The following is a 16,426-nucleotide window of genomic DNA, read 5'->3' on the forward strand; positions in this document are numbered from 1 at the left end:
TAAATGCTAAATAAATGACGCAAAAGCAGGCCAACCATGACCTGCTTTTCGTTTCATAAACGCAAGAGGTCTTACATGATAAAAAAGATAATCGCAGTGCTGGCAGCAACCCTATTTTGTGCTGTTAGTCACCCTGTTTTCGCTGCTGATGTTGCTGAACAATCAGGTTTTTCCATTATTAGCCAGCCAAATGAGCTACAAGCCTCAAATCAGTCTTATTATGATTTGAAAATGCAACCTGGGCAAACCACAACATTGACATTAGGCGTTAAAAACATGTCCAACGTGTCATCGACATACGAAATTGCTGTTAATCCCGCTCAAACATCAGATAATGTCATTATTGATTACTCTTCTGCTGGCAATGGTAAGGGCGTGGGTGCAACGCCAAACCTGCAAATTAAAAGTATGACGAAGTTGAGTACAACCCAGATCACAGTACCGGCTAACGCCAGCAAACAATTTTCAGTCACTTTAACGATGCCAGACAAAACGTTTGATGGTATTGTCGCTGGTGCAGTTCGAGTTGAACGGCTGACAAAAAACGAAAAAAACGGTATTACGAACAAATTTGCCTATGTGAAAGGTATTGTTGTCCGCCAAAATGATAACGCTGTTGATCCTGCACTACAAATCAACAAGATTAAAGTCGGTCAGTACCATTATTTGCCTGGCGTGATTGTCACAATGGCGAATCCCACAAATATCAATATCTCAAAATTAAAAATTGATGCTAAAGCTGTCAATGATAAAACGGGCGAAACTTTGAACACGAAAACAGTTGCTTCAGGATCAGTAGCACCTAATTCTGAATTTAACTATGTCATTCGTTATTCAAAAACGATTCCAGCTGGAAAATATCACTTCGTCGGCACTGCTACCGATCAAAAGGGTCATCATTGGGAATGGCGCGAACCATTTACAGTCAAGAAAGCTGAAAAAGTTGCCAATCAACCGATAAGTGTTCGGGGGAGCTTTGAATGGGGGTGGCTACTGATTGTGATTCTCTTGTTGATTATTCTCGCCCTAATTTGGTGGATCATTTTAATGAAACGGAAAAAGGACCATGACGATGAAGAATAACAAAAAAATACAATTTTTACTTTTATTTTTCACGATGCTGATTGGATTTGTTTTTGCCACAACGGTCAATGCTGATGTGACGAAGGATGGGGATGTTTATCATATTACGACGGGACAAGATTTGGATATGTTGCTTGGATTAGGAAATAACTCGGGGTATTGGAACGGGACTGATAATAAAACGCCCACTAGCATTAAAATATCAGTTGATAACGATATTACCCTAGTCAAACAACAACACGAAATTAATTCGGTGTTCAAAGACACAATTGATATTGATTTTAATGATCATATGTATTATGTCACTGAGCAGGACAATTCTTCATTTAAAATGGACAAGTCTACACTTGTTGATGTGTTTGTTCGCAATCTGAAATCATCAGAAAGTAATGTTGCTAATACAACTGGTACACTAGCAGGAGTTCCTGATCCAACAGATGCCACAAAAACTGTGGCTGGATATTTGTTGAGTGCCAACTCCCTATTCACGGGTGCAGGGGACCAAGGTACTGCTAATGGTACCGTGACGTATGATAATGTCTTAATTAACTATCCAAATATACATGACGGCAAAAGCCAAATGTTAACGACTGGTTATGTTCCCATAAAGTTTACAGGCACTAACTTGTTGGCACTTGGCGGACAATCAGGTGACAATTTCTGTCGTACAACAGATCTAACAGTTGTTGATGGCGATACTACGATGACGTGGGGGCCAGGATTAGGTGGAAACAGCATAGCTATGTTCAATATGAGGGATGGTGTTGGATTTCCTACCTCTTCAGTTAATTTTACAGTTGGTAGTGGTGCTACTCTAACCATCAATAATCATGTCAACACAAATACTATTGCTTCTGGGAACAATGCTGGCAAAATAGTTAATATCACTAATAATGGTATCCTAACAGCCACGATTGATGGGTATGCAACAGACTCGAGTTCAAGTTACCAAACTGCAACTAGTTCGTTCGTTTCGGGTGGAACTGGCTTGACAAATACAAATATTACCTTTGGACCTAACGCAGTCACAACAATAACCAGCAATACTGGTTTAATTCAAATGGATAAGGTTGCCATTTTAAATATTAAAGCACAGTCGAACAGTCAAACCACACTGACATCAAAAAATATCAGGAATGCGGCAACGGCTCGTGTATTTAATGGCACAGCGACTTCCGGTTCATCACTTACATTGGATAGTGTCGATTCTTTTTCAATGAGAAGTGTCGCCACAGCACCACTTCAGCAAGACAATATGCGAATTGTTATTGCCAATACGCCACTAACAATTTTAGGCTATGCGGCGAACAATGACACTGTTACAGCACGTTATGTAGCTGAAATTGGCAGTATCAACGGCGCTTGGGACGGCAATGGAACGCCTGGGGATCAAATGAGCCCGCCGTTAGCCACGAATAATAGTGAAACTAAATTAAAGCCTGCTTTTGGGATTCGTTTTGAACCTGGAGTGTTAGCGAACAGCTATACAGTTAATCCAAGCGTTTGGAATTACGCTTTATCCAACCCAATTTTCCCGGCCGACAACACACCCGTCTGGCTGAGTCGTAATGGTAGTGGGGATAATACACAAACTTTTGATATTTATGACTCGCGTTCCCAAACAGCTTCATTCAGGCTACAAGCATTAGTGACCGGAACAGGTAGTCGACAATACGGTTTTAAGAAGAATGGCACCAATGAGGTGTTATCATTAAACGACCAAGCGCAAACGATTTTAAATGCGAGTGATTTCACGGCTGGCACCATTGGTGATGCGGCAACTGCTGGTCATTGGACATATACAACTGACGCCGATCACGGTTTGCTAGTGCAAGCCGCACGATCTGAAAAAATCGGGACTTATGCGGGGTCAGTAACCTATTCTTTAGTTGATGGACTAGAATAAAAAAATACTAAAGGTTCAATCTAACAAGTTGATTGAACCTTTTTTTATAATAAGATAAGTGTATAATGGCAATTAAATGAGCTTTGAAATGGAGAGGCGCCGTGAATTTAAAGACAGCGAACAATCTCGTTTTGATGACTATTGTTGGCAGCATCATACTCAGCATGGTCATTGAAGCGTTATGGTTCAAGATATTAGCCACTATAATGATTGCAGTTGCGATGATTAATTATTTTATTGTCATGAAACATGAAAAGCCGTGACACAACATACCTTTTTTTGTGATAATACGGTAATATATCATGAGTTCAGAATGATAAAAATGGGTGTAAAATAATTAACAAGAGGGGTAATATTTTTAAGGAGATATTGCCATGTATTTAAGTTCTGAGGATTACATCAACATTTGGTTGTACTTTGTGTTTTGTTTGGCATTAGGATTGATGATGGTAACGGCAATGATTTATTATCATTTTAAAAAATGACCCTAGTTGACAATGAAGTATCATCACATCACGTTAAAAGACATTGGCTTTCGCTAATGTCTTTTTTAGATTTTGGTATCGTTTTTGAACATAAATATAACAAAAACGGTTAAATATTGATAAACGAATAGCAATAGCTTTATGGCAACGTTTTTAATGCAAAAAATAAATAAAATAATGTATATATTTTAATTGACAAATGTATATATACAAAGTATGATATTAAACATGTGCAAATTATGAACAATTTTCTAGGAGAAATGATGAAGTACAAAAAAACTATTGCTACGATAGCTATTGCCGCCGCTTTTGGCACAGGAATCGTTTTAGCCGACAATAACACATGGCAAGGGTCACCTAATTTAAGCCATACACGCTCAATTATTGACCAGTTAGGTGATAAATTGACAGCACAGTCAAACAAAATTACATCATTGAGCACGCAAACTACGACAGCGCAAAATCAATTGACGGATGCGCAAAATAATGTGTCAAACATGCAATCTCAATTAACTAGTCTGCAAAACCAATTAACACAGGCTAAAGATCAATTGACTCAAGCTAATAACCAAAAGCAACAAGAATTACAACAAAAGCAACAAGAAATTCAACAAAAAATTGACGAAATCAATCAAAAAATTGCTGAGGGCAATCAAAAAGTTGCCGACAAACAAAAGGAACTTGACGGTGTTCAAAGTCAGCTTTCAGAAGCTAATAACAAAGCCTCACAGTTACAAAATCAATTAAATGATGCGCAACAAAAACTAAATGAAGCTAACAACAAAAATTCCGATTTGCAAAAGCAATTAGACAATGCTTTGCAAGATGCAAAGGATACAGAGGCTCATGCGCAATCTGTATTAAACGCACACCAACAATAATGTGAACTGTTTGCACATCGCGCAATCGAGCCATTCATCAGGCTCTTTTTTTGTGTGCAAAGGTATAAAAAAAGACATGCGTAACATGTCAACTTAAAAATATTAATGAATATTATAAGGCGGTCCAGAAAGTGACAATACCAAAAATAATACCGGGGAAATTAGCTGCTGCTAATGGCAAGTCACGATCTTCTTTGATCAAACCATAAGTGACCCACAAGGCACAATTTATAGCGGCAACTAGGGGTTGCACGGGATTTCCTTTTGAACCAGAGAGATTGTTCAAAATTTGGGGGATGTAAGAAACATACATCATAATTGACATGATGGTCGCTGTCCAACTCAAATATTTGATAAATTTTTCGTTTTTCATTGAATACCTCTTACTACAAAATTATAAGGCAAATCATATATCAAAATCAAATTGATAGTTTCGGTTTTTAGGTGTTATAAAACTAGTCATAAGTTGGCAGATGGCCTAAATAATCAGCTTTAATACCATCAGGTGTAATCTTAATATAACCATTTTCATCAATTGCCACGGGATTGCCGACATGCCATTGCCCGTCGCTTTTAGTTAATACTCTAAATCCAAATCCGTTTTGGATTTTGGATACAATCGTTTCTCGGTCGAATGAGATGACTTTAGTGGCATCGAATTGATGATCGTCTGTGACACGATAGACGTGAGCTGCCTTGATTAGGGCATGATTTGATGAAGGATTTATCTCGACTATATAATATGCTGCCATTGTGGTTCCTCCTAATGAAATGATAATTTTAGCAATGTAAACGTTTACTTTATACATTAATCATAACGCAAAAATTGAAAAGTTAAAAGAAGACGAACTTGTTATTGCACATAATATTTTTCTGCAAAATCGAGTCATCGTTTAGTAATGTGTTGGAAAACCTTGAGTTTGTTAATTCTGTTTGTGTCAGTGCGAATAATCTAATCAAAGCAGATGACCTCGTTTTTTAGCGTGTTGATAGGTTTTATTGTATAATTAAAACATGACAAAACAAGCAAAAAGACAATATAAAGCCGTCATTGCCGGCAAAAAATACATTATATCCGGCCATGCGAGCATTCCGCATTTTAAAGCAACCGAAGAATTGATCAATAAGCAGTTTGCCCAAATAGCTATTGTTGCGCCAAAACTTGCACCTTTAGATCAAGCAACTTTGGTGACATTTAACGCAATTTCTGATCAGCTTTACAAGCAAGCAGAAATAGATGATTTGCAGCAACAAGTCGCGCGGTTACAGGCTGAACTCGACAAGAAGCGTAACGAAATACCTACACAACCTAAGGCTAAAACAAGTGCCGTGTCAAGTATTATTGATACGGCAAAGCAGGAAAGTCGTTCGCGTACTTCGAATCAAATCTTTAAGCGTACAGAACAATGATTATATTAGGATTATCGTTCTTATTTGTGTTATTGTGGATTTTTTCTGGCTATCGTCAAGGGGTCATACGTGCGTTACTACGACTAATTCTTTGGGTAGTGGTCTGGTACATTGCGATTAAATTATCTCAACCAGTTGGGCAATATCTGACACACATTGTATCTGGTCAATTTGTCCGCACCACAATTCCAGAATCAGTGATAGGCGACGGGTCGCAATTTCTAGCTTCTGGGCTGGTATTTGGTTTAATAATCATTGTTGGTGGTATCCTCAGTCACGCTATTTTGAGAACAATTAAAATTGTGCGGCGTATACCGATTCTTGGTTGGTTAGATGGCGTTTTGGGCGCGATATTTTGTGGCCTTATTGGTGCAAGCATTGCTTTTTTTGTACTTGAAATGTTGTCGGTTGTTCCCAATGCATGGGTGCAGGACCAATTTTTAAATACGCCACTGCTTAATACCATACTGGATAAAACCCCGTTTTTGGCTGACCAAATTTATCACTGGTGGTTGTAATTTTAGGAAAAATAAATGAACAGTAAAGTTTTAGAGACACTTGAATACGATAAAATCAAATCCCAATTAGCGGCATTTTTAGTGACTTCGTCAGGGCAACAGGAAGGTCGTGCGCTATTGCCCAGTATTGATGAGCAAGAAATCAATTATTGGTTGCAAGAAACAGCGGATGCTGTTTTAATTGATCGCCTCAAGGGTGGTATTCCACTCAGTAAATTAGCTGATATCAGCGCTCATTTGAAGCGTTTGACAATACAAGCGTCACTAAGTGCAACTGAAATTTCTCAGGTAGGTCAGGTGCTACGTAATACGGGCACAATCGCTAATTTTTTTGTACAAATGCAAGACGAAACGATTGGTGAATCATTGCATGTGCTACCAGAACAGGCGGCAAACTTAGCAACGTTACCTGATGTAACGCGACTGATTCAAATTGCTATTGACGAAACCGGTCGCATTAATGATGAAGCATCTTTTGAACTAAAATCTCTGCGCGGGAAAATTGTGGGTAATGAGAATGCGGTTAAAAATCAAATGCAGGCGTTTACTCGTGGTAAATCTGCTCAGTATTTGAGCGATCCGATCGTCACGATTCGTTCCGATCGCTATGTTATACCGGTCAAAGCGGAATATCGTCATCAATTTGGTGGCGTTGTCCATGACCAAAGCCAATCTGGTTTGACACTGTACATTGAGCCACAGTCGGTTGTTGATTTAAATAATAAAATTAGTGAGTTGCGCGTCAAAGCACACGCAGAAGAGCAACGGGTGTTACAGGAATTATCAGCTGAGTTAATGCCATACGTGACTGAAATTCAACGTAACGTGTCTATTCTCGGTCATTTTGATTTTGTAAATGCCAAAGCACGACTGGCTGCAAAATTAAATGCCATGCAACCACTTGTAAATCCAGCCAATCATATTTCATTGGCTCAGGCTTGGCATCCATTATTGGATCAAAAAATTGCAGTGGCTAATGAAATTGCAATTGGTGACCACTATAAAACAATTATCATTACAGGACCTAATACCGGTGGTAAAACAATTACCATCAAGACATTAGGACTGCTGCAATTGATGGCACAGTCAGGATTGTTTATTACGACGAAGCGACCATCAACTGTCGGTATTTTTAAAGAAGTGTTTGCGGATATCGGTGACGAGCAATCTATCGAGCAGAATCTGTCAACATTTAGTTCGCACATGGCAAATATTGTGTCGATGCTGGACAAAATTGATGATAAAAGTTTGGTTATTTTCGATGAACTCGGTGCCGGTACCGATCCGGCTGAAGGGGCAGCGTTGGCAATTGCTATTTTGGATAAAGTTGCGAGCTTAGGAGCTTATACTATTGCCACGACACATTATCCTGAATTAAAGTTATATGGTTATAATCGACCTGAGACACAAAATGCTTCAATGGTTTTTGATGTCGAAACGCTACAACCAACTTATCAATTTTTGATGGGTGTCCCTGGACAATCTAACGCTTTGGCGATTGCTAAGCGCTTAGGATTTGGTGAGGATGTGATTGGTGCAGCGACCTCCTTGACCAACGACTCAGACCAGGATCTGAACAATATGATTGCTGATTTGGTGGCGCAACGTGATGAGGTAAAAAAGAAAAATGTATCATTGACTAATCAGTTAAATGATACAAAATCGCAAGCTGAAGCATTACGTGAGAAAGAAATGCAACTTGAAAAAGATCAAGCGCGTATATTGCTAGATGCCAAAAATGAAGCCAATCACATTGTTGCAGCTACCAAAAAGAAAGCAGAGCAATTAATTAGTGAAATTCGTCGAGAACGTTTAAATGGTGGTGCAAAAGCCACATCTACCGAACAAGAGTTGCAACAAAAGAAGGGGCAACTTGATAATTTACGCCAAAATGTGAGTTTAGAAAAGAATAAAGTCCTTCAGAAAGCTAAAAAAGCCAAGCAATTATCACCTGGAGATGACATTACCGTACAATCCTATGGACAACAAGGCACGCTTTTGAAAAAGCATAGTAATGGTCAATGGGAAGTTGAGATGGGCATTTTAAAGATGTTGGTTGACGAAGACGACATTGTAAAAACTGAAGCGACGATTAAGGCTCAAAAGGAAAAATCAAAGCAGAAACAACAGAAAATAACCCGTACCAAAGCTGCAGGATCGGCACGTGCCACGGTGAAATCAACGCTTGATTTGCGAGGCATACGCTATGAAGCAGCCCTTAGCGAACTAGACAAATACCTTGATACAGCAGTGTTAGCTAATATTAGTCCAGTTGAAATTATTCATGGAAAAGGCACAGGTGCACTACGACAAGGCGTGACCGAATTTTTACGTTCGGACCGGCGTGTTGATTCATATCATTTCGCTAACGCTAATGCGGGTGGTGATGGTGCGACAATTGTGACACTTAAGTAAGCAAAGCGCTTACTTTTTTTACGGTCAAAATTTGTCCGTGCTTTTGTATTCAATGCAAAAAAGTGCGACAATTAATCTTGTGTCATTTTGAGACGTAACCGTATTTGTGCGGTTCATATTTAAAAAGTGAGGAGAAAAAAATAGGCATGATTGAGAAATATTTTAACTTAAGCGCTAATCACACTACGATTAGAACTGAGTTTGTGGCTGGTTTAACCACATTTGTGTCCATGGCGTATATTTTGTTTGTCAACCCAAGTGTTTTAGGTGCGGCTGGTATGGATAAGGGAGCTGTGTTTACAGCCACAGGGTTAATTGCAGCGATTGCCACAATATTTATGGGTGTCGTTGCAAAATATCCATTTGCTATTGCACCGGGTTTGGGAATCAATGCTTTTTTTGCTTATTCTGTTGTTTTGGGGATGGGCGTTAAATGGCAAACGGCCTTGGCTGCTGTGTTTGTTTCTGGTATCATATTCTGGCTGTTAACTATTTTTAAAATTCGTGAGGTCATTATTAATGCGATTCCTGCTGATCTAAAATCAGCAATTGCAGGTGGTATTGGTCTTTTCATCGCCTTTTTGGGGTTGTCTGATGGTGGCATTGTTGCGGCTAATAAGGATACAATCATTGGGTTTGGCGATTGGAGTAAACCTGCGACATTATTGACGATATTTGGTATTTTGGTGACATTTGCTTTATTTGCTCGCCACGTTCCTGGGGCGATTTTCATTGGATTGGTGATTACCGCTGTTGCTGGTTTGATCATCGGACAGGTTCACGCGCCTACTGAAATTATTAGTACAGTGCCCAGCTTAAAGCCCACATTTGGACAGGCAATTTTTGGATTGAAAGACCTTGGGTCGTTACAAATGCTAGTTGCTGTTGTCACATTCTTATTAGTGGCTTTCTTTGATACCGCTGGCTCATTAATTGGTGCTGCTCGTGCAGGTGGTTTTTTGGTTAATAATGAATTGCCCAATGCAGGGAAGGCGCTAATGGCTGACTCAATTGGTATGCTTGGTGGCTCGTTGCTTGGTACGTCACCTACAACGGCCTATATCGAATCATCAACAGGAATAGCTGTTGGTGGTCGAACTGGATTGACTAGTGTTTTCACAGGAATTTTCTTTATACTTGCCTTAGCCTTTTCACCACTGTTAACTGTTGTTACTTCGCAGGTTACAGCACCAGCCTTAATTGTTGTAGGCGTCTTGATGGCAGGTAGTTTAGGCAGTATTGATTGGGAAGATTTTCCAATGGCAGCGGCAGCTTTTCTCACAGTGTTAGGTATGCCATTATCTTATAGTATTTCTGATGGTATTGCTTTAGGATTTATTGTCTATCCTTTCTTGATGCTAGTGACAGGTCGTGGTAAACAAGTTCATCCCATTATGTATGGTTTAGGTCTAGTTTTTGTAGCGTTTATGGTTATTTTACAAATTGGTTAAACTAAAAAAGATTGCCCTTCTAAGGACAATCTTTTTTAGTTAACGCCTTGCATTAAGCGATGGATATAACGTGATAAGAAGACGAGAACCACACCCAATATGACAGATCCTAAACCAAACCAGAAAAAGTAACTCACTTCGTTTTTGGCGTTATATAGTGTCACAAGTTGTGCGTTAAGCGCAGAACCTACTGCACTTGATAAAAACCACATCGACATCATTTGTGAATTAAAGGCTTTTGGTGCCAACTTTGTCGTGACCGATAGGCCAACTGGAGAAATCAACATTTCACCAACAATGACTAGTGCCCATGAACCAACTAACCAAAAAGGTGAAACTTTAACATCTGTCCCAAATAGGGAACCGGGAACGGCCATGAGCAGAAAGCTTGATCCAGCGAACATTAAGCCAATCGCAAATTTCATTGGTGATGTCGGCTGCTTTTGCCACTTTGACCACAAAACGGCAAAAAATGGTGTGTAAAGCATGATGAAAAATGGATTTAAAGATTGGAACCAAGAAGCTGGAAAGAAAGACAAATCAACGCGTTCTGCAGCAAAAGTGGCTAACACAATGGCACCTTGCTCTTCGATTGCCCAAAATAAAACAGCGGCTAAAAATAATGGAATATAAGCAATTACTCTGGAACGCTCTGATTTGGTTACTTTCTTGGAAGAAATCATGGTGATAAAATAAGTGACTGGAATTAAAATGGCAACAAGGGTTAGCAAATTAATGAAATCAGGTAAACTGTTCCAACCAACTAATATCATACCAACAATGATCAAAATTAATGCCGTAACGCCCATAATTATCTTTGTTAATAAGGGTTTAATTTCATTTTCAGATAGTGGATCACTTGGCAGCATTGTCGCAGGCGCCAAGTTTTTATTCGCACCGAAATGATACTGTATCAAACCAATAAACATACCAATAGCAGCTAATGAAAATCCAACATGGTAGCCAGCTATTTCTTGCGCTTTTCCAACCAACAGTGGTGCAATAAAACCACCTAAGTTAATCCCAAAAACGAAAATAGAAAATCCAGCATCACGACGTTTGTCGGCATCACTATATAGTGAGCCCACTAATGTAGAAACGTTGGGTTTCAAAAAGCCAGTGCCGAGTACGATAAGAATGATTGATAAAAATAAAGCTTTAGCGCCAAATGGCGTTGATAAAGCAATGTGCCCAGCCATTATCAATACGCCACCCCAGAAAACTGTTCGACGTGGCCCGAGTATGCGATCGGCGACAAAACCACCAATCGCACCAGTGAGATAAACCATTGAAGCATAAATGGCCATAATGGAAGCAGCCGTAGCACGACTAACGTTGAGTTGACCGTCAGCGATTAATGACCACATATAGTAGAGTAGAATGGCGCGCATGCCATAATAGGAAAATCGCTCCCACATCTCTGTCATAAACAGTGTGAGTAATCCACGTGGTTGTCCTAGAAACTGTTTTTCTTTGACTTTCAAAAGTCTCTCCTTTTACCTTGTAAAAATAACTAATGTTAATAAATAGGCATTTACAAGATTTTTATTAAAAGTAACGATACCAGTCTACGCTTATTCTGTGAAATATTCAATCCTTAATATTTTCACTGATTTTAAAAAATTGAATTAAAACGGGACACCATTAGTGAGGTTGGTTGTTTTATAGTATAATCAAATCAGAATAAATTAAGGACATTTTATGGCAAACGAAAAATTTGATGCTTCGGCATTTTTATCATCACTCTTTCACTACGCACGAGATTTTAACTACAATCATATTATTTTTGATGCAAATCGTTACAAAATATCGGTTAATTTAGTACGGAAATCATCAACCTATGGAAATGCTGAGATGTTTTATGTTTCCGCAGATCCTAAAGCTTTTGCGCCTGTTATTTCACGTATTAATAGTGCGATTGAAATTGCTGAGTTAGAGGGATCACAACAAGCAACCATTAAAACACCGCTATTGGCCCGCGAAAATCAGGTGTTTCAATTCAGACTAAAAGAATTCGGAAACGGTAAATATAACTTAGATCTCAGTATATAAGGGGGAAGCTGTCCAATGGTTTGACAACCATTAGGACACAAAATATTATGAAGCAAGGCAAAGCAGCACAAATTAAAAAAATGCGTCACGTACAATCAAAACAAAAGTTAACGGCAAGGAAAGCGATGCCAGCTTTCAATTATGATGAATTTGCAGGTTTTTTAAGGGCACGATATTTTTTGACGCATCACAATAAGTATGCACCAGAAACATTTGAAGTTGCATCATTCTTTCTTGATGATGTCATTGCCACTATGGTTCAACAACATTTTACGCAATTTACCAGTAATGAGCGTGCAACGATTAACCTGAATGAAACGATGCAGGCTGCCTTGGTTAATAGTGATGATCGTGATTGGCGTTATTTTGTTTTACTAGTACCGGTGCTATTTGATATGCAACAATTTTTGGCCAAAGAAAGCCAAGTCAACGATCGTTTTGTCGCGCAAACGACTAATTTTGATGTTAATTTTTGGCGTATGATTATGCGTACAGTGATGGCAATCAACTTTTTCAAATGGCAAGGTAAAGATGTTTCAGAAATGATGAAAACATCAAATGCTATTGATACCTTACAATTTAAGTTTTTGAGCGAAAATGAAGACGATGATGATTTTAATATGGCAGTTATTGCCGAAACATTTCGTGGTTTAGAACCAAAGTTGAAGCCGCTCAAAGTTTCAGAGGCATTCTTAAAGCCCAACGAAACGTTAACAGCAGAAGAAATTCAAGCTGAAGAAGCCTACGCAGAAAAACGTCTCGTACAATTTAAAGAAAAATCAGTTAAAGGCGTTGTGAGTGAGAATGTCATCAACTTGTTGCACGCATTTCACGTCGGTATTGCCAAAGAGTATAATCTAACGCACGAACAATGGGATGCAAATGTGTTGAACGATTTTGTGCAACAACATTTGATGACGTATTGGACGCCACAGTGGTCGGACTTAGATGGTATTGGCGGCGAGGTCAAATCCTATTTAAAGTTTTTAAGCCAAAAAAAAGCCATCACAGGCTTGGGCAAAATTGTGAGTGGCATTATAGATCTTGATCATTATATTGATGTTGCTGCGATTAATAGCTTATTGCGTCAATTAAAAGGTGAAGACTTGGAAAAGCTTGTCTAAAAACACGTACAGTATAGTAACAACTAGTGCTGGATCCTATTCTAGCTTTCGGGTTGTTACCACTGACGTGTTTTTTAGGATTTCGTGTTGATAAGTAAAGTAATATGACGAATTGTCCCTGGTAGAATTGCGATTGACTGATGCGTTTTGACGGTGTGTAACCAGAGTTGGCCGCCTTGTGTTTGGTATACATAACCTGTCAATTCAGTGATTTCTTCACTCAAGAGCGATTGGTTGATTTGAATCGTGACAGGTTCCTCTTGATTAATGGCGCATGTCAATCTTGTGATGATTTGATTAGCAGTGAGTTGGCGCTTTAAAGGAACATGCTTTTTTGGTGTCAAAAGCTGCTTTAATCCTCTTAGTATGCGACCTAACGGTGACCTATATTGATGGCGTACAATATAATTTTGCATATTCATCTGCTCCACTCGTAATTGATTAATTCCATCATACGAACAAATGTTCAAAAAAGCAATCTTTTTGTTGCCTCTTAATAAATTCTTGAATAATTAATTAAAGCGTGGTTGTTGATAAAATTGGGATAATTGTTGATAACCGCAAAATATGTCCATGCGAACAAATATTCATTCATCCAGCCTGATACATCTATTCGTTGAATTATGAGATGAAAATTGGTATAATCAGTCTATTAGTTTATAAAGAGGAATATTATGACACAGCGTGGTTTATTGATTGTGCTTTCTGGTCCATCAGGCGTGGGTAAGGGGACTGTTCGCAAGGCGATTTTTGAAGAAGAAGGAATTGATTTTCAGTATTCCATTTCAGCAACAACGCGTTCCCCTCGTAAGGGTGAAGTAGATGGTGAGGATTATTTTTTCGTCACACGCGAACAATTTGAGGAAAGAATTAATAACGGCGATATGTTAGAATACGCCCAGTATGTTAATAATTACTACGGTACCCCTAAAAGTTTCATTGACCAAACACTTGCGAGCGGCAGAGATGTTTTTCTTGAAATTGATGTTCAAGGCGCGCTTCAAGTGAAATCAAAAATGCCTGAGGGTATTTATATTTTCTTAACACCACCCGATTTAACAAATCTGCGTTCACGATTGGTTGGTCGTGGCACTGATTCTAGTGAAGTGATTGAAAAGCGTGTTGCTGCGGCTCGTGACGAACTGAAAATGATGATAAACTACGATTATGCAGTTGAAAACGACGTGGTTTCTCGTGCAGTAGATCGTATCAAAGCTATTATTACGGCCGAGCGTTTACGCGTTACACGTGTATTTGAACAAATTTAACTATAATTAAGGAGAACATAAATGTTATTATATCCATCAGTTGATAAGCTCTTAGAAAAAGTTGATTCGCGCTATAAGTTGATTGCACTTGGGGCAAAGCGTGCACGGGAATTAGATGCCGGTATGCCAGCAACACAAGAAACATTCAAATCCAACAAGTCAGTTGGTCAAGCACTGGAAGAAATTGAAAATGGGGACGTTGTTATTGACCCTGATTTCGAGGACGAAGTTTAATTTATCTAGGAGGCAACATGGCAGAATTTCCACAATTAGAACCCCAAAAATTTGCAGGACCAGTGGCGACATTTGACACTAACCACGGCACTATTAAGGTAAAGTTGTTTGCTGACCTTGCACCAAAAACGGTTGAAAATTTTACCACTCATGCGAAAAATGGCTATTACAATGATGGTGTTTTTCATCGCGTTATTCGTGACTTTATGATTCAAGGTGGCGATCCTGATGGCACAGGTATGGGTGGCGAAAGCATTTGGGGAAACAGCTTCGAAGATGAATTCAGCGACCAATTGTTTAATGTTAGAGGGGCATTGTCAATGGCTAACGCTGGACCAAACACGAATGGTTCACAATTTTTCATTGTCCAAGCGTCTGAATTTCCAGCGCAAATGGCTTCGGCTTTGAGAAATGTACCAACAGAAATTGCTGACTATTATCGTCAAAATGGCGGTACACCATGGTTAGATGGCAAGCATACTGTATTTGGTCAAGTTATTGAAGGCCTTGATGTCGTTGACGATATTGCCGATACACAAGTTAATATGATGGATAAGCCCAAAGAAGATGTCATTGTTAAGACAATTACGATTGCAGGAGAGTAACCTGCTTTTTTTATGCTCTTAACTGGGAATTACACTAGAAATTAATGGTCGTGATATAATATTTTATAGAGGTTAACTATATGTCATACTACGTTGGGCAAAAAGTAAAAGGTAAAATAACGGGAATTCAGCCTTACGGTGCCTTTGTGGCACTTGACGAACATACGCAAGGGCTAATCCATATTTCTGAATGTAAATCAGGGGTTGTGCGAGATTTGAAGCATGAACTCACTCTTGGTAAAGAGGTAGAAGTGGTGATTATGGATATTGAACAATACAACGGCAAGATTAGCTTGTCGTTGCGTCAAGAAGATATGCATGTATATTCGCAGGCGCCTTTAATAAAAAACACCAACCTTCGCAAGCGTTTTTGGACAAATTATCATCTGGATTATGGTTTTTCGCCAATTGCAAATCAAAAAGAAGAGTGGATCAAAGAAGCGTTGACGCGCATCGGAAAGTGAGAGAGGACCCTATGTCACTAATCGCAGCTACCGCAATAGCGGTCAAAGACAACTTGCCGTATTTTTTGGTAGAACAATCAAAAGATAACAGTTACCGATTTTTTACAACAAAAATGCATCGACACAATAATGACACCTCGCTAGGGGCAGTCTTGAGAGGGTTGAAGTTACTTGGTCCCGTTGATTTTGATGATTGGCGTTTGGGAGAACTGACTAGTGTTTCAGATGGTAGTAGTTTGATGTCGATTTATTCGTTTGACGTTAAAGATATGCCTAAAATTGAAAAAGAATTAAATCATCAACTAGTTTTTGTGCCTGCTAATGAAATTCATCCACTGCTAGAAACCTTGCAAACAACGGCTTTTGTTAGTTTTGAAGAATAAAACCTCAAAAAGGTATTGACAAAGGGAAAAAAGAGCGTATAGTTTTAATAGTTGTCTAAGAGGCACCGACGCGAGCGAAAAAAAGTCAACGAAAGAAGTAGTTGACAAGGCGAGCGAAAGGTGATAAGATAATATAGTTGTCTCAAG

Annotated in this window: 19 protein-coding genes; 15 read left to right on the forward strand and 4 right to left on the reverse strand. The window is 39.0% G+C overall.

Annotated features, from left to right (window positions below; genetic code table 11):
* The first annotated feature begins 75 nt into the window (after positions 1–75).
* The 4 genes from IEU65_RS07160 to IEU65_RS07175 all read left to right on the forward strand — a co-directional run bounded on the left by IEU65_RS07160 (position 76) and on the right by IEU65_RS07175 (position 4,355).
* Positions 76–1,083, forward strand: a complete 1,008-nt coding sequence (locus IEU65_RS07160; RefSeq protein WP_168441527.1) for a WxLIP family cell surface protein — start codon at positions 76–78, stop codon at positions 1,081–1,083.
* Entirely contained in the window at positions 1,073–2,989 is a 1,917-nt protein-coding gene (locus IEU65_RS07165) for an autotransporter outer membrane beta-barrel domain-containing protein (protein WP_031941037.1), read from the forward strand. Before IEU65_RS07160 ends, IEU65_RS07165 begins: the two co-directional genes overlap by 11 nt.
* Positions 2,990–3,090: 101 nt before the next feature.
* Positions 3,091–3,252, forward strand: a complete 162-nt coding sequence (locus IEU65_RS07170) for a hypothetical protein (RefSeq protein WP_010279827.1) — start codon at positions 3,091–3,093, stop codon at positions 3,250–3,252.
* A gap of 485 nt (positions 3,253–3,737) precedes the next feature.
* Positions 3,738–4,355 (forward strand): hypothetical protein, encoded by a 618-nt coding sequence (locus IEU65_RS07175; protein WP_010279821.1) that lies wholly within the window; start codon positions 3,738–3,740, stop codon positions 4,353–4,355.
* Between the two features lie 112 nt (positions 4,356–4,467).
* On the opposite strand, the gene IEU65_RS07180 is transcribed toward IEU65_RS07175, so the two are convergent.
* Together IEU65_RS07180 and IEU65_RS07185 are read right to left on the reverse strand one after the other, a co-directional pair.
* The gene (locus IEU65_RS07180; protein ID WP_010279817.1) at positions 4,468–4,728 is read right to left on the reverse strand and encodes a SemiSWEET family transporter; all 261 of its coding nucleotides are present in this window, start codon (positions 4,726–4,728) and stop codon (positions 4,468–4,470) included.
* Positions 4,729–4,810: 82 nt separating this feature from the next.
* Positions 4,811–5,107, reverse strand: coding sequence for a DUF3892 domain-containing protein (locus IEU65_RS07185; RefSeq protein ID WP_010279814.1), 297 nt, complete (start codon positions 5,105–5,107; stop codon positions 4,811–4,813).
* Positions 5,108–5,369: 262 nt separating this feature from the next.
* Between IEU65_RS07185 and zapA the strand changes: the two genes are divergently transcribed.
* The 4 genes from zapA (at position 5,370) to IEU65_RS07205 (ending at position 10,149) form a co-directional block, all read left to right on the forward strand.
* A complete protein-coding gene (gene zapA / locus IEU65_RS07190; protein WP_010279809.1) occupies positions 5,370–5,765 on the forward strand; it encodes a cell division protein ZapA in 396 nt (131 codons plus the stop codon).
* Complete coding sequence (locus IEU65_RS07195) at positions 5,762–6,283, forward strand: CvpA family protein (RefSeq protein ID WP_010279806.1); 522 nt, start codon at positions 5,762–5,764, stop codon at positions 6,281–6,283. The genes zapA and IEU65_RS07195 overlap by 4 nt, the downstream gene beginning before the upstream one ends.
* 15 nt (positions 6,284–6,298) lie before the next feature.
* On the forward strand, positions 6,299–8,698 hold the full coding sequence (locus IEU65_RS07200; protein ID WP_147651947.1) for an endonuclease MutS2: 2,400 nt from the start codon (positions 6,299–6,301) through the stop codon (positions 8,696–8,698).
* A gap of 146 nt (positions 8,699–8,844) precedes the next feature.
* Positions 8,845–10,149, forward strand: coding sequence for an NCS2 family permease (locus tag IEU65_RS07205; RefSeq protein WP_010279802.1), 1,305 nt, complete (start codon positions 8,845–8,847; stop codon positions 10,147–10,149).
* A gap of 35 nt (positions 10,150–10,184) precedes the next feature.
* On the opposite strand, the gene IEU65_RS07210 is transcribed toward IEU65_RS07205, so the two are convergent.
* Positions 10,185–11,633 carry a peptide MFS transporter gene (locus IEU65_RS07210; RefSeq protein WP_010279799.1) on the reverse strand — a complete coding sequence of 483 codons (1,449 nt, stop codon included), beginning with the start codon at positions 11,631–11,633 and terminating at the stop codon, positions 10,185–10,187.
* Between the two features lie 217 nt (positions 11,634–11,850).
* Here IEU65_RS07210 and IEU65_RS07215 point away from each other — a divergent pair, with 217 nt between their 5' ends.
* Together IEU65_RS07215 and IEU65_RS07220 are read left to right on the forward strand one after the other, a co-directional pair.
* Positions 11,851–12,201 carry a hypothetical protein gene (locus IEU65_RS07215; protein WP_010279795.1) on the forward strand — a complete coding sequence of 117 codons (351 nt, stop codon included), beginning with the start codon at positions 11,851–11,853 and terminating at the stop codon, positions 12,199–12,201.
* Between the two features lie 47 nt (positions 12,202–12,248).
* The gene (locus IEU65_RS07220; RefSeq protein WP_010279791.1) at positions 12,249–13,325 is read left to right on the forward strand and encodes a hypothetical protein; all 1,077 of its coding nucleotides are present in this window, start codon (positions 12,249–12,251) and stop codon (positions 13,323–13,325) included.
* Positions 13,326–13,399: 74 nt separating this feature from the next.
* On the opposite strand, the gene IEU65_RS07225 is transcribed toward IEU65_RS07220, so the two are convergent.
* Positions 13,400–13,741 (reverse strand): hypothetical protein, encoded by a 342-nt coding sequence (locus IEU65_RS07225; RefSeq protein ID WP_010279787.1) that lies wholly within the window; start codon positions 13,739–13,741, stop codon positions 13,400–13,402.
* A 258-nt stretch (positions 13,742–13,999) separates the two neighbouring features.
* On the opposite strand from IEU65_RS07225, the gene gmk reads away from it, so the two are divergent.
* The 5 genes from gmk (at position 14,000) to IEU65_RS07250 (ending at position 16,279) form a co-directional block, all read left to right on the forward strand.
* Entirely contained in the window at positions 14,000–14,593 is a 594-nt protein-coding gene (gmk, locus tag IEU65_RS07230) for a guanylate kinase (protein WP_010279784.1), read from the forward strand.
* Positions 14,594–14,614: 21 nt separating this feature from the next.
* Positions 14,615–14,827, forward strand: a complete 213-nt coding sequence (gene rpoZ, locus IEU65_RS07235; RefSeq protein ID WP_010279781.1) for a DNA-directed RNA polymerase subunit omega — start codon at positions 14,615–14,617, stop codon at positions 14,825–14,827.
* A gap of 17 nt (positions 14,828–14,844) precedes the next feature.
* Complete coding sequence (locus IEU65_RS07240) at positions 14,845–15,432, forward strand: peptidylprolyl isomerase (protein ID WP_010279778.1); 588 nt, start codon at positions 14,845–14,847, stop codon at positions 15,430–15,432.
* Positions 15,433–15,512: 80 nt separating this feature from the next.
* Complete coding sequence (locus IEU65_RS07245; RefSeq protein WP_010279775.1) at positions 15,513–15,896, forward strand: CvfD/Ygs/GSP13 family RNA-binding post-transcriptional regulator; 384 nt, start codon at positions 15,513–15,515, stop codon at positions 15,894–15,896.
* An 11-nt stretch (positions 15,897–15,907) separates the two neighbouring features.
* On the forward strand, positions 15,908–16,279 hold the full coding sequence (locus IEU65_RS07250; protein WP_010279773.1) for a hypothetical protein: 372 nt from the start codon (positions 15,908–15,910) through the stop codon (positions 16,277–16,279).
* The last annotated feature ends 147 nt before the right edge of the window (positions 16,280–16,426 follow it).

The organism is Leuconostoc pseudomesenteroides KCTC 3652 (assembly GCF_014634745.1).
Lineage (GTDB): Bacteria > Bacillota > Bacilli > Lactobacillales > Lactobacillaceae > Leuconostoc > Leuconostoc pseudomesenteroides.